This is a genomic window from Streptomyces sp. NRRL S-244 (assembly GCF_000717915.1).
In the GTDB taxonomy this organism is placed as follows: Bacteria; Actinomycetota; Actinomycetes; order Streptomycetales; family Streptomycetaceae; genus Streptomyces.
The window spans coordinates 47,039-67,465 of record NZ_JOCX01000021.1; the positions used below are offsets into that span (position 1 = coordinate 47,039).

General features: G+C 71.5%; 18 protein-coding genes, 4 tRNA genes and 1 pseudogene. 14 read left to right on the plus strand and 9 right to left on the minus strand.

The window, feature by feature from the left end; all coding sequences use genetic code 11:
- Positions 1-67 precede the first annotated feature (67 nt).
- From IF02_RS0123630 to IF02_RS0123680, 11 genes and pseudogenes are all read left to right on the plus strand, one after another.
- Positions 68-1,285 carry a MinD/ParA family ATP-binding protein gene (locus tag IF02_RS0123630; protein WP_030160090.1) on the plus strand — a complete coding sequence of 406 codons (1,218 nt, stop codon included), beginning with the start codon at positions 68-70 and terminating at the stop codon, positions 1,283-1,285.
- Complete coding sequence (locus IF02_RS0123635) at positions 1,285-5,259, plus strand: type VII secretion protein EccC (protein ID WP_030160092.1); 3,975 nt, start codon at positions 1,285-1,287, stop codon at positions 5,257-5,259. Before IF02_RS0123630 ends, IF02_RS0123635 begins: the two co-directional genes overlap by 1 nt.
- A gap of 27 nt (positions 5,260-5,286) precedes the next feature.
- Positions 5,287-6,705, plus strand: a complete 1,419-nt coding sequence (locus IF02_RS0123640) for a DUF6177 family protein (protein WP_030160094.1) — start codon at positions 5,287-5,289, stop codon at positions 6,703-6,705.
- 115 nt (positions 6,706-6,820) lie between these two features.
- Entirely contained in the window at positions 6,821-7,153 is a 333-nt protein-coding gene (locus IF02_RS0123645) for a hypothetical protein (RefSeq protein ID WP_030160096.1), read from the plus strand.
- Between the two features lie 54 nt (positions 7,154-7,207).
- A complete protein-coding gene (locus IF02_RS0123650) occupies positions 7,208-7,519 on the plus strand; it encodes a pore-forming ESAT-6 family protein (protein ID WP_030160098.1) in 312 nt (103 codons plus the stop codon).
- 69 nt (positions 7,520-7,588) lie between these two features.
- Complete coding sequence (locus IF02_RS0123655) at positions 7,589-8,038, plus strand: DUF6507 family protein (RefSeq protein ID WP_030160100.1); 450 nt, start codon at positions 7,589-7,591, stop codon at positions 8,036-8,038.
- A complete protein-coding gene (locus IF02_RS0123660) occupies positions 8,035-10,563 on the plus strand; it encodes a hypothetical protein (RefSeq protein WP_030160102.1) in 2,529 nt (842 codons plus the stop codon). Before IF02_RS0123655 ends, IF02_RS0123660 begins: the two co-directional genes overlap by 4 nt.
- 9 nt (positions 10,564-10,572) lie before the next feature.
- On the plus strand, positions 10,573-11,217 hold the full coding sequence (locus tag IF02_RS0123665) for a hypothetical protein (protein ID WP_234318309.1): 645 nt from the start codon (positions 10,573-10,575) through the stop codon (positions 11,215-11,217).
- A gap of 389 nt (positions 11,218-11,606) precedes the next feature.
- Positions 11,607-12,365, plus strand: coding sequence for a hypothetical protein (locus IF02_RS35675; RefSeq protein ID WP_051696492.1), 759 nt, complete (start codon positions 11,607-11,609; stop codon positions 12,363-12,365).
- 91 nt (positions 12,366-12,456) lie between these two features.
- A pseudogene (locus tag IF02_RS35680) lies at positions 12,457-12,681 on the plus strand (hypothetical protein); the annotation flags it as partial.
- A complete protein-coding gene (locus IF02_RS0123680) occupies positions 12,678-13,097 on the plus strand; it encodes a hypothetical protein (RefSeq protein ID WP_030160107.1) in 420 nt (139 codons plus the stop codon). The pseudogene IF02_RS35680 and the gene IF02_RS0123680, both read left to right, overlap by 4 nt.
- 361 nt (positions 13,098-13,458) lie before the next feature.
- Here the strand turns inward: IF02_RS0123680 and IF02_RS0123685 are convergent.
- The 6 genes from IF02_RS0123685 to IF02_RS0123710 all read right to left on the minus strand — a co-directional run bounded on the left by IF02_RS0123685 (position 13,459) and on the right by IF02_RS0123710 (position 17,881).
- Positions 13,459-13,531: transfer RNA gene (locus IF02_RS0123685), tRNA-Lys, on the minus strand.
- A 137-nt stretch (positions 13,532-13,668) separates the two neighbouring features.
- On the minus strand, positions 13,669-15,606 hold the full coding sequence (locus tag IF02_RS0123690; protein ID WP_078622276.1) for a DEAD/DEAH box helicase: 1,938 nt from the start codon (positions 15,604-15,606) through the stop codon (positions 13,669-13,671).
- Between the two features lie 291 nt (positions 15,607-15,897).
- On the minus strand, positions 15,898-16,410 hold the full coding sequence (locus IF02_RS34905; RefSeq protein WP_030160112.1) for a hypothetical protein: 513 nt from the start codon (positions 16,408-16,410) through the stop codon (positions 15,898-15,900).
- Between the two features lie 177 nt (positions 16,411-16,587).
- Positions 16,588-16,962 carry a fluoride efflux transporter FluC gene (locus tag IF02_RS0123700; RefSeq protein ID WP_030160114.1) on the minus strand — a complete coding sequence of 125 codons (375 nt, stop codon included), beginning with the start codon at positions 16,960-16,962 and terminating at the stop codon, positions 16,588-16,590.
- On the minus strand, positions 16,959-17,444 hold the full coding sequence (locus IF02_RS0123705) for a FluC/FEX family fluoride channel (protein ID WP_051696493.1): 486 nt from the start codon (positions 17,442-17,444) through the stop codon (positions 16,959-16,961). The genes IF02_RS0123700 and IF02_RS0123705 overlap by 4 nt, the downstream gene beginning before the upstream one ends.
- 86 nt (positions 17,445-17,530) lie before the next feature.
- Positions 17,531-17,881: a metallopeptidase family protein gene (locus IF02_RS0123710; protein ID WP_030160118.1), complete on the minus strand. Its 351-nt coding sequence runs from the start codon at positions 17,879-17,881 to the stop codon at positions 17,531-17,533.
- A gap of 128 nt (positions 17,882-18,009) precedes the next feature.
- On the opposite strand from IF02_RS0123710, the gene IF02_RS0123715 reads away from it, so the two are divergent.
- The 3 genes from IF02_RS0123715 to IF02_RS0123725 all read left to right on the plus strand — a co-directional run bounded on the left by IF02_RS0123715 (position 18,010) and on the right by IF02_RS0123725 (position 18,294).
- Positions 18,010-18,082, plus strand: a tRNA-Glu gene (locus IF02_RS0123715).
- Positions 18,083-18,121: 39 nt separating this feature from the next.
- A tRNA-Asp gene (locus IF02_RS0123720) sits at positions 18,122-18,195 on the plus strand.
- Positions 18,196-18,217: 22 nt separating this feature from the next.
- Positions 18,218-18,294 (plus strand) — tRNA-Phe (locus tag IF02_RS0123725).
- Positions 18,295-18,330: 36 nt separating this feature from the next.
- Here IF02_RS0123725 and IF02_RS0123730 read toward each other — a convergent pair.
- The 3 genes from IF02_RS0123730 to IF02_RS0123740 are packed head-to-tail and all read right to left on the minus strand — an operon-like array spanning position 18,331 to position 20,327.
- A complete protein-coding gene (locus tag IF02_RS0123730; RefSeq protein WP_051696494.1) occupies positions 18,331-19,212 on the minus strand; it encodes a cytochrome c biogenesis CcdA family protein in 882 nt (293 codons plus the stop codon).
- A complete protein-coding gene (locus IF02_RS0123735; RefSeq protein ID WP_051696495.1) occupies positions 19,209-20,015 on the minus strand; it encodes a DsbA family protein in 807 nt (268 codons plus the stop codon). Before IF02_RS0123735 ends, IF02_RS0123730 begins: the two co-directional genes overlap by 4 nt.
- 54 nt (positions 20,016-20,069) lie before the next feature.
- On the minus strand, positions 20,070-20,327 hold the full coding sequence (locus tag IF02_RS0123740) for a hypothetical protein (RefSeq protein ID WP_234318310.1): 258 nt from the start codon (positions 20,325-20,327) through the stop codon (positions 20,070-20,072).
- Positions 20,328-20,427: the final 100 nt, after the last annotated feature.

The window sequence follows — 20,427 nt, forward strand, 5'->3', positions numbered from 1 at the left end:
GTCAACGCGCAGGCGCTCCGGGCGGGGCAGCAGGTCGTCAGTAGTAGAGGGGCAGGGGCAGAGGGACATGCCGAACGGAGACAACTGGCAGGGCGATGTCCTGCGCGACCTCAGGGGCGGCGCCGAGCCGCCCGCGCGGGACGCAGCCGTACCCGCCGGCCAGGCTCCGGGCCAGGGCTTCCCGCCGTCCGGCGGCGAAGTCCCGGTGCCCGCCGCAGGCCCCGGCGGACCGCCGCAGGGCACAGCCGTACCCGCCGGGCCGGCGGCAGGCTCCGCACCCGGTCATCCGTACCAGGGCCAGGTACCGCCGCAGCACTCCGGCGGCGGGCAGCCCGTGCGGCATCCGCAGGCCGCCGTACGGTCGACCCCCGACGCCCGGCCGGCGGTCGACCGGAGCCTGGCCGCTGTGGGTCGTAAGCCCCGCAGCGGTGAGCCGTTCGCCGCCCGCGCGGCCCGCGCGCTGTGGCGAATCGTTTCCTCATCCGCGTCCCGCGAGGTCTCCGAGGCCACCCGGACCGCGGAAGTGCTCCAGCAGCCCGTGACGACCGGCCGCCAGATCGCCGTCACCTCCATCCGCGGCGGCGCCGGCAAGTCGACCATCGCGGCCCTGCTCGGCACCACGTACGCGCACTACCGCCAGGACCCCGTCCTCTTCGTCGAGGCCGACCCGGCCCTCGGCTCGCTGCCCGTCCGGCTCGGCGCCGAAGGCCTGCGCTGGACCACCGGTGACGTCGCGGACATCGTCGCACCGCAGATGTCGCTGCTCGACGTGACCGGCTACCTCGTCCAGCTCCACGACAACGCCTGGCTGCTGCCCGGCAGCCGGGGCCAGATCGGCGCCATGCTCGACACCCGCGCGTACGAGCGGGCCATGGTCGCGCTGCGCCGCTACTTCGGTGTGACGGTCGTCGACTGCGAGACGCTGCCCGCCGAGGTCGCCCGGGTCGCGCTCTCCGCCGCCCAGGCCCGCGTGCTGGCCACTCCCGCCACCCTCGCCGGTGTGGCCAGCACCCACGCGGTCCTCCAGTGGATGCAGAGCCTGCCCGCGCACGTGATCGGAAGTACGGTCGTCGTCCTCACCGAGCAGGCACCGCACCCGGGAATCGACCTCGACGAGGCGGTGCGCACGCTCCGGTCCACCGGGACGAACGTCCACGTCCTGCCGTACGACCGCCATCTGGCGGACGGCGGCACCATCCGGACCGACCTGCTCGCCCACGCGACGAGGACGGCCGCCACCCGGATCTCCGCGGACGTCTTCCAGCTCTCCCAGAAGCGCCACTGATGAGTACCCGACTGATCCACCGACCGGCCAGAACCGTCAGGCCCCCCGCCGCCCCCGAGGCACGCCTCATCGAGGCCCCGCCCAACCTCCCCGAGGGCAAGGCGGGCAACATCGCGATGTCCCTGCTGCCGGTGGCCGGCGTGATGTCGTCCGTCGTGATGATGACCGTCGTCCGCAACAGCCAGTTCGCCGCACTGGGCGCGCTGATCCTCGTCGTCACCGTCGTCGGTTCCCTCGGGCTCGTCCTCTCACAGCGCGGCAAGGCCCAGCGCACCCGTCGTGTCCAGCGGGAGGCCTACCTCGCCTACCTGGAGGACCTGCGCGAGGAGCTCGCCGCCGAGGAGCGCGAGCGGGCCCGGCACGCGGACGTGCTCAACCCGCCTCCGTACGCGCTCTACGACATCGTCCGCGACCCGGCCCGGCTGTGGGAGCGGCGCCGCGTCGATGCCGATTTCCTGCGGGTGCGCGTCGGCACCGGCGAAATGCCCGTACGGGATCTCAAGATCGGCCAGCAGGGCTCCTCCGTGCTGACCCCGCCGGACCGCTTCATGCTCAACGAGGCGTCGTCCCTGACCGCCCGCTTCCGTACCGGCACCGAACTCCCGCTCACCGTGCCGCTCGACCGCATCGGCGACATCAGTGTCGTCGGACCCCGCGAGGACTGCCTGCGGGTCGCCCGCGCCCTGCTCGTGCAGACCGCCGCCATGCACGCGCCCGACGACGTGGCCATCGCCCTCGCCGTGCCGGGCGAGCGGCTCGCCGACTGGGAGTGGGCGAAGTGGATGCCGCACCTGCTCGACACCGAGCAGCTCGACGGCCCCGTCGCCGCCCGGCGCATCGCCCCGTCCCCGGAGCAGCTCGCCCACAGGCTGGGCGCCGAACTGCGCCGCCGCGCCTCCTACGCGGCCGAGGTGCGCCGCGGCCTGTCCGGCAAGGACGCCCTGTCCATGACGTCACGCCTGCTCGTCGTCGCCGACGGGCACGGCGAGGACGCCGTCGAACTGCCGCGCCCCGACGACGCGGTCGGCCTGCGCGAGATGGGCGTCACCGTCCTGCACCTCCTCGAACAGCGGATCCAGGAGCCCGGCCACGTCGGCGTACGGATCACCGTCGAGGGCTCCGAGGTGATCATCGAGGACCTGCGCGAGGCCGAGCCGATCAGCGCCCACGGCACCGTCGACGAGGCCGGCATCCCCTTCGCCGAGGGCCTGGCCCGGATGCTCGCCCCGCTGCGGCTGTCCGCCGAGTCCCTCATCGACGCCCCGCTCTCCGGGCCGGTCGACTTCGCGGACCTGCTCGGCATCGACGACGTGGCCCGGCTCGACCTGCAGAGCATGTGGGCGCCGCGCGGCGAACGTGCGTACCTGCGCGTCCCGATCGGCATCAGCGACTCCCGCGAGCCGGTCCTGCTCGACCTGAAGGAGTCCTCCGAGCTCGGAATGGGCCCGCACGGCCTGTGCGTCGGCGCCACCGGATCCGGCAAGTCGGAGCTCCTGCGCACCCTCGTGCTCGCCCTCGTGGCGACGCACCCGCCGGAGGACCTGGCCCTCGTCCTCGTCGACTACAAGGGCGGTGCGACCTTCGCGCCGTTCGCGGACCTGCCGCACGTCGCCGGTGTCATCACCAACCTGGAGAACCAGGCCGGTCTCGTCGAACGCGTCCACGCCTCCCTCGCGGGCGAGGTCAAGCGCCGCCAGCAGGTCCTCAAGGACGCGGGCAACGTCGCCGACATCGGTGACTACGCGGCGCTGCGCGCCGACCGGCGGCCCGATCTGGAGCCGCTGCCGCATCTGTTCGTCGTCATCGACGAGTTCGGCGAGCTCCTCACCGCCAAGCCCGACTTCATCGACCTGTTCCTGTCGATCGGGCGGATCGGCCGCTCCATCGGCGTGCACCTGCTGCTGTCCAGCCAGCGCATCGAGGGCGGCAAGCTCAAGGGCCTGGACACCTACCTCTCCTACCGGCTGGGTCTGCGTACCTTCTCCGCCGACGAGTCCCGTACCGTCCTGGACACCACGGACGCCTTCCACCTGCCGCCGCTTCCCGGCTTCGGCTTCCTCAAGGTCGACACCAGCCACTACGAGCGCTTCAAGGCGAGCTACGTCTCCGGCGCCTACCGCGGCCCGGTCCAGCGCGTCGAGGACGAGGACAGCGGACCGCTCGCCCTGGAGTACGAGGCCTTCAACACCCTGTCCAAGCCGGACGGCCAGACCCCTCAGGAGAGCGCCGCGCGCCGCCGCGAGACCGGGCCGACCGAGCTGGGCGTCATCGTGGGGCAGTTGGAGCACGCCGCGCCGCCGGTCCGCCGGATCTGGCTGCCGCCGCTGCCCGATGCGATCCCGCTCGACGCCGTCGCCGGCCCGCTCGACGTCGGACCGCGCGGAATGCAGCTGGCCAAGCGGCGCGGCCGGCTGATGGTGCCGCTGGGCCTGCTCGACGACCCGACGAAGCAGTGGCAGGGCGAGTGGTACCTCGACCTCACCGTGGCGGGCGGCCACGCCGCCGTCATCGGCGGCCCGCAGTCCGGCAAGACGACCCTGCTGCGCACCCTGGTCCTCTCGCTCGCCCTGACCCACACCCCGCAGGAAGTCGGCGTCTACGGTCTCGACCTGGTCGGCGGCGGCCTGCAGGCCCTGGCCGGGCTGCCGCACGTCGGCGGCATCGCCGGCCGTGCGGACCGCGAACGCGCGGCCCGCACCGTGGAAGAGGTGCGGAACATGCTCGCCGCCCGCGAGGAGCTGTTCCGCGACCACGGCATCGACTCCGTCGAGCAGCTGCGCACCCTGCACGCGGCGGGCAGGCTGCCCCAGCTGGCGTCCGCCGAGATCGTCCTCGTGATCGACGGCTTCGGCGCGCTGCGCGACGACTTCGAGGAACTCGACGACGCCGTCGTGGACATCCTCAAGCGCGGCAGCGGATACGGCATCCACGTCGTCGCGGCCATGCTCCGCTGGAACGACGTCCGCATCGCCACCCAGTCGAACTTCGGCACCCGGGTCGAGCTGCGCCTCAACGACCCCGGCGAATCCAGCATCGAACGAAAGCTCGCCGAGACCCTGTCGGCCGACGAGCCGGGCCGCGTCCTGACCGACGGCAAGCTCTTCGCGCAGGTCGCCCTGCCCCGTACGGACGGGCTGGCCGACACCTCCGAGCTCGGCGCGGTCCTGGAGCGCGCCGCCCGAACGGTGCGCGCCACCTGGAGCGGGGAGACCGCCCAGCCGGTCCGGGTACTGCCGCACGTCCTGGAGCCGCACCTGCTGCCCGGGCCGGTCGCCGAGCCCCGGCGGGTGCCGATCGGCCTGGACCAGACGGCTCTGGCCCCCGTCATGCTCGATCTGTTCGCCCACGACCAGCACCTGCTGATCATGGGCGACAGCGAGTGCGGCAAGACGAACCTGCTGAAGACGATCGCCGGCGGCCTCATCGAGAGGTACGGCGAGGACGAGCTGGTCTTCGCGATCATGGACCCTCGGCGCAGCCTGCGCGGCGTGGTGCCGGAGGAGTTCAACGGCGGCTACGCGTACAACACCAAGATGTGCGCCGGACTGGCCGCGGGCATCGCCACCGAGCTGGAACGGCGGCTGCCCGACGACAGCGCCTCGCTGGAGGACCTGGAGCCCGGCAGCTGGGGCGGCGGGCCGCGCATCGTGGTCCTCGTCGACGACTACGACGTGCTCACCACCGCCGGGCAGTCGCCGCTCGCCGCGTTCGTTCCGTACATCCCTTCGGCGGTCGACATCGGCCTGCACTTCGTCCTGACCCGCCGCGTCGCCGGTGCCTCGCGCGGCATGTACGAGCCCCTGGTGCAGGGCCTGCGCGAGTCGGGGGCCTCGGCGGTGGTGATGGCGGGGGACCGCGGCGAGGGCCAGCTGTTCCCCGGTGTGTACGCCTCCCAGCACCCGGCCGGGCGTGGCGTGCTGATCCGCAGGGGTCAGTCGAACCGCCTGATCCAGACCGTGCACACCCCCGAATGACGACACCGTGAAGGACCGTACGACCACATGACCAAGGACGTCATAGCCCTCACCCAGCGGATGCCCGACGCCTGGGCCGTGATCGTGGGTCTGCTCTCCGGGGGGCCCGACAAGCTGGTGAACGCGACGGGCGAAGGGGCGGTCGTACAGCTCTGCGACGAGCAGGGCCGCCCGCTCGTCTCGGTCGAGGCGCCGCTGCTGGTCCAGGTCGCCGGCGAGGCCGAGCGGCTGCTCGGGGCCACCGCGCCACCGGTCCCCTTCTGGTGGACCGAGGCCCGTGCCACCACCGGTGTCCCCGAAGCCGAACGGCTCGCGGGGACCTTCGCGGCCCGTCTCGCATTGCTGTCCGGCGGGACCGCCTGGCCGCCGGAGGCCACGCGCTCGCTGGGTGTGGTGGAGACGGACGGGGTCAGCGTCGCGCCCACCCCCGCCGCAGCGCAGCCCGCCGTCGACGTGCTGACCGACAAGGTCGCCGTCGTCATCATGGACCGCCCGGTCGTCGCCATGACGGCCTGGCTCTCCGACGCCTTCCGGGCCGCCGCCGCGGCCGAGCGCGGGCTGCAGATCGTCACCCCGCCCGGTACGAGGCTCTCCCCGGCGGTGCTCGGCGCCATGCCGGGCTGGCCCTCGCGGTGGATCGTCCAGGACGAGCGGGACGGCTATTACGACGGCCTGTCCGGCGCGGTGCTGCGGTGGCAGGAGGGCATGTTCGCCACGGTGGTGCCCGCGGACGCCACCGAGGAAGACCCGCGCACCCCGGTGGCGGCCTCGTACCGGCAGGTCGTGAACACGGGCGAGCGGCAGCTGGCCGTCACCTTCCGTACGGTCCACCCGGCGGACGACCGGCTGGTCCTCGGCGGGGCCCTGGAGACGGTGTGGCGCGAGCTGACCGGCGAGCCGCCGGCCGGATGGGGGACCGCAGAACCCGCCAACCTCCCCTGGTCGCCGGGGCGTCTGACCGATGTGGCCTTCGCGCGGGCCCCCGAGCCGACGTGGTTCGTGGTGGTCGGCGGTCCGGAGCGCCCCGGTCTGGCCACCGTGCGGGTCAGCCGTACGAAGGCGGGGGTCGAGGAGACCGTGACGCTGGCCTTCGGCTACGGCGCGGACGAGGACCCGCCGCTGGACCGCATACGGGGGACGGCCGAGGCGCTCGTCACCCGCCACCGCCTCCAGTCCATGCTCGTACAACTCCGCAAGGCGGAACGCGGCCTGACGGTTCCCCCGCGTTTCGAGGGGCCGGGCGTGCCGCTGGCGTTCGTGCTCGGCGCGGAGGAGGTGCGGGCCATGCCGGACGACCGCGCGCGGAGGACGCCGCTGTCGCAGCCGCCCGTCGCACTGGGGCCGAAGGCCCGTCCCGCGTACTACTACCCGCTGCCCGGGGACCCGTCGGACCTGTCGGGATGGGCCGACTTCGAGCGGCTGATGCGGCACTTGAAGGGCGCGTGAGGGGACCGGCCGATGTCATGTGTTCGTCACAGCTTGCCGGTTGCGCGTTGCACGAGCGACGCAACTTGATAGAAACGGGCATACTTTTGGTGGTTCGAGTGTGCGGGGGAGCGAGATGAAGTTCGACATGGGGGCGCAGGTTCTGACGAGCCTGATGTCCAAGTCACGTAATTCGAGTACGGACCTGGGGACGCTGATCCAGCAGCTGATCAACGCAGCTCAGCCGCTCGAAGGCAAGTTCAACGGCCAGGGCAAGGTCGCCTTCGACTCGTTCAAGGAGCGGGCGGACGGCATCACCAAGGAGCTGAACGCCTCGCTGTCCGCCATCCTCGGCGGTCAGTCGGGGATGGAGCAGGCCTTCGCCTCGGGCGACCAGGAGCACGGCGAGAACGCCAAGACACAGATGGCATCCGCAAACTTCGACGCCGCGCGCTTCCGGGGCCGCTGACGCGTACCGCAGGGCCAGTTCAGTATTTTCGATCTCACGGGGAGCGTGATGATGATGGCCAGTGGCCAGGACCGCCGTTCGTACGACTTGGGTGCGTCGACCGAGGCGCAGGGCAACATCAAGGTCGTGATCGACCAGCTGGAGCAGGTCATCGCCGCGCGTGACGCGCAGGTGGCCGCGGCCATGACGAACTTCGAGGCGGACGGCGTCTCGGACGAGTACCACGGCAAGGAACTGCGCTGGAAGAACGCCTCGGAAGAGGTGAAGAACATCATCCGGCTGCTGCAGTCGACGATGGACAAGAACGACGGCACGGCGCGGCAGACGCTGTCGCGCGCCAAGACCGCAGTCAACAACATCGGCTGAACAGACGGCGGAACGGGCGGCTGAGATGAACAGCCGCCGACGTAGGACATCGGGGCACGGGGGACACTGATGACCGGGTGGGACATCAAGCCGCAGGGCGTACAAGGACAGTTGAAGACGGTCGGCGGTAACGCCAGCGAGCTGGAGACGGCGTTGAACGCCCTGATCTCCGCCATGTCGCAGGCGGCCCAGGCCGCGGGGACGGCCGTGCCCGGCTCGGCATCGGGAATGACTCCGCGGGGTCCCTTGGCCCCCGGCGCGGCCCCGGCCCCCGGCCAGGCCTTCATGGTGTCGCCCAAGGCCACGGGCCCCGTGGCAGCCGCTCTGGGGCTGTACTTGCAGGAGCGCCAGACGGAACTGACGTCGATGGCGAACCGGATCGAGGCCTGCGTCCTGGGCGCGGTCACGGCGACGAACGAGTACCTCGAAGGGGACCTGGAGCACGCCAAGGCGGCCCAGGACGCCGCCAGGGCCGTCAACCTGCAGGCTCTGCGCGAACAGCCGGGAGGCGCGAAGTGAGCGGGCATGCGCCGGTCGACCCGGCGGAGGTGCCCGTCTTCACGGGCGACCTGGGAGAGCTGGACAAGCAGGTGAAAGCGATCTCGTCGGGCGGGGCCACGGTCTCGACCAAGGCGAGCGACGTCCACACCAGCTTCGGCGGTCTCCAGGCCTTCTACCAGGCACCTGAGGCGGACCAGCTCTTCGCGACGACCAAGCCCGTCCAGGACCTGGGACTGAAACTCAGCTCGGACATGTGCACGATCGCGGGGGCGCTGGGTACCTACGCGCGTGATGCCGAGCCGTTGGTGAACCGGCTGAACACGCTGAAGATCGAAGCAGAATCGTTTCGCTCGAGGGTGTCGGACGACGAGAAGTGGTTCGAGGACGGCGATCTGATCGACCAGAACCTCGAACGCCGCAACGCGATCGCCGAGGTATGGGCCCACTTCCAGGACGTCGAGAGCGCCTGTTACGCCAAGATCGCCGCTCTCGTCGGCAAGCCGGGCCTGAAGAAGGACGACGGGTCCCACGGCGAGGGCATGTACGGCTACGACGCCGAAGCCCTCAAGCAGTCCAAGTCCCTGCCGTGGGGTGACGCGGTGGAGGAGTCCGTTCCCGCCTGGCAGATCTGGGAACACGCCTGGGACTTCGGCACGGGCTTCATCGTCGACGGCATAGGCGGCACCCTCGCGGGACTCGGCGGCCTGGTCGGCCTCGACGGCTGGGACACGTTCAAGGCCTCCTGGACGGGACTGGCCAAACTCAGCACCGCTACGGCGATCACCTCGATCCCGGGTGTGGGTCCCCTCTTCTTCGCCGTCCCGGACGACAAGATGCCCTCGTGGCTGCGTGAATCCCGTACGGCGATGAAGGAGACCGGCAAGGCGCTGCTGGCCTGGGACCAGTGGGGCTCGAACCCTTCCCGCGCGGCGGGTGCGGTCACCTTCAACGTGGTCACCACGGTCTGCACGGGCGGTACCGGCGGTGCGGTGTCCGGCGCGGGCAAGGCGGGCGCGATCGCCAAGGCCCTGTCGTTCGCCGGCAAGGCGGGCAGGGCCGTCGACCCGATGACCTACGTCTTCAAGGGCGCGGGCGCCGGCGTGTCGAAGATCGGCGACGTGATGGCCGGCCTGAGGGGCATGGGCAAGTTCGAAACCCCGAAGATCAACGTGGACGGCGCCACAGCCCTGCCGGAAGGCACGCTCCACCTCCCGGACGGCTCGATCCACCTCCCGGCCGGCTCCGCCGTCCCCGACGGCGCGATCAAGCTCCCGGACGGCAACATCAAGCTCCCCGAGGGCACCACCACCCTCCCACCGGGCACGGTCAAGCTCCCGGTCGACGGCCCGCCCAAGTTCATGGACCCGAACTACAACATCTACAACCACAAGGGCGAGATCATCCAGCACGCGGAAGACGTCCCGAAGGGCAAGCCCGCCGCGGGCTCGGACATCCCGCGCGTCGACGCCCCGAAGGTGGACTCCCCGGCGACGGCCAAGATCCCGGAACGCGAGCTGGCCGGCGCCGTCGCCCGCGGCGGCGACGGCATCCGCCTCGGCTCCGACATCTCCGACCCGGTCCACGCCGCCGACCACACCCCGAACCACACCCCGGGCGGCACGGCCCCCCACGGCCCCACCAACAACCTGGACAACACCCCTCCCACCGCCGGCCACGGCCCGGGCGGGAGCCACCCGGACACCCCGTCCACGGCAACCCACGTCGAAGGCCCCTCCGGATCAGGCCACGCCGACGGCCCGAGCTCGGGTGACGGCGGCCACCACGAAGGCCCATCCACCGGCGGCGGTCACGGTGAGACGGGACCCGGTGCACCCGGCTCCGGCGGACACGGGCCCGGCGACGGGCCGGGAGGCGGCTCCGAGATGCCCGACCGGGAGCCTCCGGTCATTCTTGAGGGCGACCGGATCTCTCAGCAGCCCAGCGGAAAGATGCCCGCAGAACAGGAAGCGGCCGTCACGGGCGCGTTGAGCGAGGCGAGGGTCCCGTCAGTGGACCAGGCGCGCATGCTGACCCAGCTGAAGAAGTCGGAATACGGCGCGGCCGTGGCCGACTACATAGCGAGCGGACGATTCGCAGACATCCCCAATTACAAGGAACTAATTTTCCAAGTCAAGCAGAGCGACATGATGCCGGCCGTGCACCAGGCAATGGACCATGCCGCTGAGCTTCAGGCCAAGGGAATCTCCGGCATCGAGTTCGAGGTGAAGATCCCCAGCGAGAAACTCGACTTGGACGTGCTGACCCGTGTCGACGGGAAGATCGAGTACGGCGCTCAGCTCAAGGACGTACAGAGCGCCAACGGGATCAAGTCCGCAGTGAAAAAGATCGCCGAGAAGCAGCTCGCAGGCTCCGGGGTGGACGTCAAGGCCGCAATCCTCGACGTGAACGACTTCAAGGGTGCGGTGACGGAACGCGACCTTCAGGCCGTACAGCGGGCAGCAGATCGAACCAATGCAACCTTCGAGCTACGATTCAACGACGGATCCATCACCGTTTTCCCAACCAACTCCGTCAGGCCATAAGGAAACTAAATGTCGACTCTGATGCGCGCGCCGAGAGAATGCGGCTCGTGGTTCTGGGACCTGGACGAGGTGGCGGAGCCCGGCCTGGACGCGGCGCTCGCGACCGCGGCACGCATGTCCGCCGTTCTGGGAAAGCACGGCCTGCTGGAGCCGACTGCCCTCGAATGGAGCTGGTTCGAGGTCGGCAAGGGCGGCCTCGGCATCACGTCCCGACTCAGTCTCGTAGGCCGCTCCCTCAATGACACCGCGCTGGCGGATAACGTACGGGCCTGCAGGCCGGCCGGCCATCCGGCTGCCGAGATCGGGGGGATCCTCGTTCTCGGGTCCGGTGTCTGGCTGGACACCGACGCAGAGCGCCGAGACGAGTACCGCCTGATCGAGCTCCTGGTGTCGCCCGACGAAATCGGTCCTTCGGCCGAGCTGTCCGTCTACCACGACGTGTGGGGACCGTGCGACTTCCGAGGGCTGCCCCACCCGGCCGTCGAGGCCCGGAACGCACCGCGCCTCACGGCGGCCCTGCGGGACCTCGACGCGCTGCTCGGCATCGAGGCCGAGCCCGGTGAGGCCACGTACTTCGGCCGCGCCGAAGGCTACGGCCTCAAGGCTCCGGACCTCATCGACGGACGCGGCCCGGACCTCACCGACTTGATGTAGAGAGCCGCACTCGCTCTTTGCCCTCCACACCTTCCACGGTCACGGTTTTGGAAACCGCGCGCGACGACCGCTGACTACGGCCCGTCATGCGGCGATCGTTCCAGAGCTTCACCGGGACATCCACGGCACGAAGCGCCCCGCCCGAGCGGTCGGGTGGGGCGCTTCGTGAGCTGTAGGCCAACACTGACCTGCCGGAGACACGAAACGGCTCGGACATCTCCGACCCGCTCCACGCCGCCGACCACGCCCCGACGGGCCACCCGGACCTGGCCCCGGGCGGCCGGGCCGTTCCCCCGGCGACGCGGGCGGGAGCTGGCGCCCGGTCCAGCCGGCAGCGACGAGGGGACGGCAGCAATCCTGCAGGAGTTGCGGTCGAAGGGAATCGCGAAGTGACCGACCGGGCACCGTCCGCCATGCTGGAGCGCCTGCGCGCGGTGGAATGGACGGGTGACTGGGACGACGCCGTCGCCCACGTCAGGTCTCGTCGTGTGTTGATGCGTGAGTATCTCCGGCGGGCGGGCATGTGGGCGCAGGCGTACTCGGCCGAGAGCGCGTGGCCCTTCTTTGACGCCGCCGACTACGTGGATCCGGACTTCACGCTTTCCCCGGAAATCGCAAAGGAGCTCCGGGAATTCCTGGGGCAGATGACCCGAGACGACTCCATCAAGCGCACCTGCGCGGGCGCGGTCCGCATGGCCGGGCTCAGTGCGCAGAATCCGTCGGCCGGCGGGGACCTGCCCGAACTCTACGAGCCCCTCGTCCTGTTCTACGAGCGGGGCGGCGAATTCCTCCGTGACAACGCCGGTTTCCTCGACCTGACCGGTGTCCTGCTACGTCCCGGAACTCTCCGGGGCCATCTGGGCACCCCGCACCTGAGCTCCCTCGGGGGCGCGATGCTCGACGCGTTGGACGCGGCGGGGCGCATCACGTATTACATGGCTGCCGACCGGCGGGGCCCGCTACTGCGGCAGCGCGTCGTACGCGGTGACCAGAGCAACGAGGCGTTCAGCCGGGACAGCCTGCGCTGGGCGCCGACGGGCGCTCTTCCCACGGCCGCGGAGAAGACCGCGGATTTCGGCCTGGTCTGGCTGGATGAGATGGAGGCTGCGGACTTCATCGCGACGGCCCTGGCCACACCTGGCCTGTAGTGCGCCCGCAGAAGCACGGAGCGCAGTGGAATGTTGCGCACGACGCCGGCGCGCCCCGTGGGTACCCCGCTACGTGATCGAGGCGACGTGTGATTTCCGGGGCGAGCCCCACCCGGCCGTCCATGCCGGCAACGCGCCGCGGCTCGCGTCAGCCCTGCAGGAGCTCGATCACGTGCTCGGAGTCGAGGCGGAGCCCGGCGAGCCGACGTACTACGGTCGAGCAGGGGGCCACGGGCTGAAGGCTCCCGACGTCATCGACGGGCGGGGACCGGACCTCACCGATGCGGTATTCGCAAGATGGAGAACAGGGCAGTGATCCGCACCAAGTACTACGTCGAGGACGCCTTCGGGGTGCCGTCCTTCTCCGGGCCTGACGAGCTGATGTTCCTGGGAGAGTGGGTGACGGCCGACATCCAGCTCTCGCCGCTGTCCGTCCTGGAGGCGATCGACCTGGTGGCCGAGGCCAAGGCCAACCCTGGCTTCGCGCCGGAGGACTTGGACGGGAACGCGCACACCGTCACCATCAGCCCGCAGGGCGTCAGGGTGGAGAACTATTTCGTCGAGCACGTTCAGGGTGAGTACACCCTCGACGACGCGTTCCGCGTGCTGGTCGACTTCTGGGACTACTGCTGCCTGGCGAATCCCCAAAAGGCCGACTCGCGCCGCCATGAGTACGCCGACGAGCACGGTCGCGACCCGCTGGCCGGAATCCGCGGCTTCCTCGGGGCGTGAGCGCCTCCGCTGTGCCGCAGCAGCTCCTGGGTGGGCGAGTTCACCACGTGACGTGCCAACGGATGTCCTACCTCGCCGATTACCTGGGAAGCCGTGGTCGACACGGTCCGGCTGGGGCGGCCGTGTGCGCCACCGTGTGCGCGGACGAGGGAGCCGTGGCGTGCCGGGGCGGCCGGACCCGGCAGGCGGGCTGTGGGCGTCCGTGAGCGCGGCCCTCGGACGGGCTGGAGCCTGGCCGGGGTGTGACGGGGGCAGCGTGCGGTCATGGACGGGAGGTCAAACGACTGAGCGCCCCACCTGGCCGAAGCCGGGTGGGGCGCTCAGTGGCAGGTCAGAGGGGTCAACCCCCGCCTGCGAGCTGTAGGCCATGTCGGACTCGAACCGACAACCAACGGATTAAAAGTCCGCTGCTCTGCCAATTGAGCTAATGGCCCGCGCGTGCTCACCCCAGAGCATAGCGGGAGACCAACGGTCAGCCGATCGAGTATCGGCTGACCGGGCCCGGCGTCGGTCGCAAAACGCGGACAGGGCCCCCACGACGGTGTCGTGGGGGCCCTGTCAGTCAGTCAGATCAGCCGTTGCGCTTCCAGCGGGGCTTGTCGTCGCGGCGGCCGCCGAAGGAGCCGGTCGAGCCGGAGCCGGAGGGGCGGTTGTCGTCGCGGCGGCCGTACGGGCGGTCGCCGCCGCCGGAGCGGAAGCCACCGGAGGGACGGTCGTCGCGGCGGAAGCCGCCACGGTCGCCACCGCGGTCGTCACGGTTGAAGCCGCCCGACGGACGGTCGTCGACGGACGGTCGTCGCGACGGAAGCCGCCACCACGGACCGCGGTCGCCACCACGGTCGTCGCGACGGTTGTCGCGGCGCTCGTAGTTGCCGCGGTCGTCGCGGGCCTGGAAGGACGGGCGCTCCTCGACGGCCGGCGTGGCCGCGACGGCTGCCGCGACCTCGGCCTCGGCGGCCTCGACCACCTCGGCGACAGCGGCCTCCGGGTCCTCGCCGCGCTCACGGGCGGAGCGGGCGACCAGGCGGTCGGCCTCCTCGCGCAGCTCGGCGGCACGGCGCGTCAGACGCTCCAGCTGCTTGGTGAGGTCGGCGACCTCGCGCTCGGCCTGCTTGGCGGCGTTGTTCGCGGAGTCGGCCTGGACCTCGGTGAGCGAACGCGCACCGGTGATCTCGGCGACCTCGGGGTCGAAGGCGCCGGCGCCCTGGACGATGTGGCGCGAGGCGTCGACGCCCGCGTCCTCCATCAGGCGGAAGATCTGGCGGCGCTGGTGCGGCAGGGCCAGGGAGACCACGACGCCCGACTTGCCGGCACGGGCGGTACGGCCCGAGCGGTGCAGGTAGTCCTTGTGGTCGCCGGCCGGGTCCACGTTCAGGACCAGGTCGATGCCGTCGACGTGGATGCCGCGGGCGGCGACGTCGGTCGCGACGAGCGCGTTGACGTAGCCGTCCTTGAAGTCCGCGAGGACGCGGGTACGGGCGCCCTGCGTCATGCCGCCGTGCAGCGCGTCGGCCTTCACGCCGGCCTCGACGAGCTGCTCGGCGATGCGGTCGGCGCCCAGCTGGGTGCGGACGAAGATGATGGTGCGGCCCTTGCGGGCGGCGATGGCGGCCGTGACCGGCGCCTTGTCCTTCGGCTTCACGACCAAGACGTGGTGCGTCATGGTCGTGACGTTGCCCTGCGCGCTGTCGACCTCGTGCGTGACGGGGTTGGACAGGTAGCGCTTGACCAGGGTGCCGATCTCGTTCTCCATGGTGGCGGAGAAGAGCATGCGCTGGCCGCCGCCGGGGATCTGGTCGAGCAGCTCGGTGACCTCGGGCAGGAAGCCCAGGTCGGCCATCTGGTCGGCCTCGTCGAGGACGGCCACCTCGACGTTCTCCAGGGAGCAGGCGCCGCGGTTGATGATGTCGCGCAGACGGCCCGGGGTGGCGACGAGGACGTCGACGCCGCGCTCCAGGGCGTAGATCTGGTTGCCCATCGAGGTACCGCCGCAGACGACCTTCATCTTCAGGCCGAGCACGTCGCCGTACGGCTGGAGGGCGTCCGCGACCTGCATCGCGAGCTCACGCGTCGGCGTGAGGATGATCGCGCGGGGCTTCTTCTTCTCGGTGTGGCCACCGGCCAGGCGGGCCAGGGTGGGCAGACCGAAGGAGAGGGTCTTGCCGGAGCCGGTGCGGCCGCGGCCGAGGATGTCCTTGCCGGCCAGGGCGTCCGGGATGGTCGCGGCCTGGATCGGGAAGGGGGCGGTGACACCGTTCTGCGCGAGCTTGCGCACGACGCCCTCGGGCAGACCGAGGTCGCCGAAGGTGATGGTGGGCTCGGCGTCGGCGTCGTCCGCCTCGGCGTCGATGGACTGGTCGGTCGTCACGTCGGCCTCAAGGGCCTCGATGATCTCGTCCGCCTCAGCGGCCTCGATCGCCTCGGTGACCACAAGGGCCTCGACGGCGTCGACGATCTCGTTCGAGTCGTTCTCGGGCATGACGGCACGGTCAGAACTGGAAATGGACATGCGAAATGCGAAACCTTCCGGAGTCTCGGCACGCGCCCAAACTCCGTGAATCGCAAATCGACCGCCTCAATGCGGTCAGCCACGGCTAGGGAGAGTACGCGCCACACGGCGCTCTTCGGATTCGGCGCCGGGCAATGGGATCAAACGATCTATAACCATACGCACCCTCCCCCGGGTCTGGCAAGTCGCTCCGGCCAGACCCGCTCTGACCTGCGACGATCCACCCGATCCGGAAGGCCGGCACCCGACCGGCACCCGGCCGGCACCACCCCCCGGGGCCGTCAGCCGCCCCTACGTGGCCGACGGGCTGGGCTCCGGAGCCGGGGGCGTCGGGGCCGGCGGAGTGGGCGAAGTCACGGGCGGCGCCGGGGTCTGCGACTGGACCGGCGGCGGCGGTGTGACCTGCGCCCCACCGGAACCACCACTTCCAGATCCGCCCGAGGTCGGCTGCTGCCCCTGCCCGCCGGGCCCGCCGCCCGGACCGGCCGACGGCGAGGGGGCCCCGGGCCGGCCGGCGGGCGCGCCCGGGCTGGGGGAGGCCCCGGTGGCACCGGACGCCTTGCCGTCCTCGGCCGGCTTCCCGTCCTCACCCGTCGCACCCGGCTTCGAGCCGTGGCCGTTGCCGTGGACCCCCGACCCCTTGCCGGAAGCGGAACCTCCGGCCGCCTCCGCGGCCGCCTTGCGGTCCGCCGACGAGGAGGGCCCGGGCTTCGCGCCGGCCTCGCCGACGCTCATGCAGCCCGCCGTGGCCGCGACCGCGAGCACGGCGGCGGCCAGCCGGAGGGAAGCGGACAACTGGCGCACGGGGCACCTCCTGGGGGTCCCCCGGCGGCAGCCGGGGTGGGCGGTCAGGGTCCGCGGTGAGCGGGTCAATGTGCCCAACTCCCTTTGCCCCGTAAGGGACACGCCCTTGGGGACACCGCCTGTCCGCAATCCGCCGGCCACGCCCGCGCACCACGCGCCGCCGGCAGGCCGGACCGCTCAGGCGAACAACTGCCGCGCCACCTGCGACCCCAGTGTCACCGCGCCCAGCCCCGCCAGCACCGAGGCCGCCACGTTCGCCGCCGCCAGGAACCGCCGGCCGCGCTCGTAGAGCCGCAGCGTCTCGTACGAGAACGTCGAGTACGTGCTCAGCGCCCCGCAAAGCCCCGGCCCGAGCAGCAGGTTCAGCCGCTCGGAGGCCGCGCCGGCCAGCACCGCCCCGGCCAGCGCCCCGAGCACCAGGCACGCCCCCGCGTTCACCACGAAGGTCCCCCACGGGAACAGCGAATCGTGCCGCGCCTGCACCGCACGGTCCGTCAGATAGCGCAGCGGCGCCCCCACGACCGCCCCCGCCACCACCAGCAGCCAGTTCACGCCGGCCTCCGCGGGCCGCCCCGTACGGGAAGACCGGTCGCGAGTCGGGTCACCGCGGCCCCCGCCCACACGGCGCCCAGCGCCGCCACCACCGTGAGCCCGGCGTACGCCAGCGCGCGCCCGGCCTCCCCGGCGTCCAGCAGCCGCGAGAAGTCCAGCGCGTACGTGGAGAACGTGGTGAACCCGCCGAGCACCCCGACCCCGGCGAACGGCCGGACCAGCGGATGCGGGGCCGTCCGGCCGCCCTCACTGATCAGCACCATCAGCACCCCGATCAGTGCGCAGCCGGTCACATTGGTCCAGAGGGTCGTCCACGGGAAGGCCCCGGGCCCGGCGGCCGGCCACAGCAGCGAGGCCCCGTACCGCGCCGAGGCCCCGAGCGCGCCGCCCGCCGCGATCGCCGAGAGCACCGGGCCGGGCCGTTCGGCGCGCTGCCCGGGCACATGGAGGTCGACATCCGGATCGATCGCCTCCGACCCCAAGCCCCAATTCGAGTCCGAGCCCAAGCCCGGGTCCGAGCCCGAGCCCGGGCCCGCGCCCGCACCTCCGCGCCGCTGCTCCGCCCCGGTCACCCGTAGCCCAGCGCGTGCAGCCGCTCGTCGTCGATCCCGAAGTGATGGGCGATCTCGTGGACCACGGTGACCTCCGTCTCCGCGATCACGCTCTCCCGGTCCTCGCACATCCGCAACGTGGGGTTCCGGTAGATCGTGATCCGGTCCGGCAGCACCCCGGCGTACCACTCGCCCCGGTCCGTCAGCGGGGTTCCCTCGTACAGACCCAGCAGCTCGGGATCGTCCGCCGGCGGTTCGTCCTCGACGAACACCGCCACGTTGTCCATCAGCCGCGTCAGCTCCGGCGGGATGCGGTCCAGGGCCTCTGCGACGAGCTCTTCGAACTCCTCGCGCGTCATCTCCAGCACCGGGCCATTGTCCCTCCGGTGGGGGCGCCTTCCACATGCGGGGGAGAAACCGTTTTGGCGATAGCCCCCCGGATCCCATATGCTTCTCACGTCCCCGACGCGCTGGAAAGCGCCCAGGCGGGCCTTTAGCCCTCATCGTCTAGTGGCCCAGGACGCCGCCCTTTCAAGGCGGTAGCACGGGTTCGAATCCCGTTGGGGGTACGCATTACCGTGTGCAAGACTTGGTCTCGCACACTGCAAGGTCCTGTGGAGCAGTTGGTTAGCTCGCCACCCTGTCAAGGTGGAGGTCGCGGGTTCAAGTCCCGTCAGGATCGCTGAGGCCGGAAACGGTCTCGTGGCTGGGTAGCTCAGTTGGTACGAGCGATCGCCTGAAAAGCGATAGGTCGCCGGTTCGACCCCGGCCCCAGCCACCACTAGAAGGCCCCGTCCATCGGACGGGGCCTTCTGCGTTACTCGGCCCCTCCCTCCGGACCTCCCTCCGGACCTCCCTCCGGACCGCCCTCCGGACCGGTACGACGGCGCCACTGCGTCACGCCGACCGCCGCCGCGCCCGCCGCCACCAGCCCGAGCAGCGCCCAGTCCGGAACCGCGTCCGCGAACGACCTGACCCGCTGCTCCACCGCGTACGAGTCGTCCACGTCGAGCAGCCCCGGCAGCGCGCTCGCCCCGTCGTACGCGAGGAACAGCGCGCCGAGGGCGATGAAGAACAGCCCCGACAGCAGCGAGGTGGTGTGCAGCTCGAAGCGGCCCACCCGGACGGCCCGCCCGCGCAGCCAGCGCCGCCGGCCCAGGTCGAACCGCTCCCACAGCAGCGCCAGCAGGAACAGCGGTACGGCCATCCCCAGCGCGTATACCGCCAGCAGCAGGCCGCCGTAGACCGGGCTGCCGCTGACCGCCGCCACCGTCAGGACGCTGCCGAGGATCGGACCGGCGCAGAACCCGGCCAGCCCGTAGACCGCGCCCAGCGCGTACACCGACAGGGCGGTGGTCGGCCGGATCCGCCCCGACAGCTCCGAGATCCGCTTCGAGGCGAAGCCCAGGCCCAGGATCTGCGCGACCCCGAGCGCGATGATCAGCCAGCCGCCGGCCAGGACGAGCCCGTCGCGGTTGCTGTGGAAGAACCGCCCGGCGTACGAGCCGGCCGCGCCCAGCGGTACGAGTGTGCTCGCGAGGCCCGCGTAGAAGATCCCGGTCCGCGCCAGCAGCCGCGAGGCGGAGTCGATCGAGTACGCGAAGAACGCGGGGAGCAGCAGCGCGCTGCACGGGCTGAGCAGCGCGAGCAGCCCGCCCAGCAGCGCGGCCAGGTACCCGATGTCGCCGACGCCGGTCACCGCGCGCCCTGGCCGTCGGCCTGCGGCTCGGCCTGCGCCTTGGCCTGCGCCTTGGCCTTGGCGATCGCCGCGGCGAAGGCGTCGAGCGGCTGGGCGCCCGCGATCGGCTGCCCGTTGACCAGGAAGGACGGGGTGGAGGTGACGCCGATGCGGTAGCCCTCCTCCTGGTCCTTCTGCAGGGCGGCCGTGGCGGCCTCGCCGGCCATGTCCCGCTGGAACCGCTCCAGGTCCGGGACCCCGGCCTCGCGGGCCAGCTCCAGCAGCCGCGCCTGGCCGAAGCCCTTCTCCTTGGCTCCGTCGGCGTAAGCGGCCGCGTGGAACTGCGCGAACCGGTCCTGCTGCCCGGCGGCCCAGGCGGCCTTGGCGGCGGCCTCGGAGTCGGCGCCGAAGATCGGGAAGTTGCGCCACTCGATGCGCAGGGTGCCGTCCTCGACGTACTTCTTCACCAGTGCGGGTTCGGTGTCGCGGGCGAATTTGCCGCAGTAGCCGCACTTGAAGTCGGAGTACTCGATCAGCACGACGGGTGCGTCCGCCCGGCCGGCGGCCAGCTTGTCGCCGGACTCGCGCCGGGCCAGCTTCGCCAGCTCGGCGTGGACGTCCGAGCCCTTGGGCGCGGCCGCGGCGGAGGAGGAGGTCCGGGCGGACCTGTCCTCGGGCGCGGTGGCCTGCCAGGACACGATCCCGAGGGTGACGGCGGCGACCGCGACCCCTGCGGAGATCAGCAGCCGCTTGCGCGCGGAAGCGGAAGAAGAAGAGGACGAAGAAGAGGACGAGGAAGAAGAACGCGGACGGGAAGAGGACATACGGGTGCTCCAGAGCTGCGGGTGGTGAATCGGACCGGCGGGAGGGCCGGTCCTCTACACCCGCATCACGGACAGCTCCACCGGACCCGGAGCCGGCTGGTCCGGCCCCCGTACGAGCACCCGCACCGGCGGCGCCCGGTCAGCCCAGGCCTGTTCCACCGCGGGCCGCCCCACCGGGGCGTGCGCGTGCTCCCCGGCGCCCCGCGGCGGCACGCCCGGGGCCTGCCCGTGGTCCCGGGTCCCGGGATCACACGAGGGCCCCCGCCCGGCGGCGGCCGCGGCGTGCACGGGAGCAGCAGTGGCGCCGGACACCGAAGCGGACACCCCACCCGAAACCGCACCCGAAACCGGAACAGAAACCGGAACAGATGCGAAACCCGGAACCGGAAGCGCCGCCGCGGGCACCGCACAC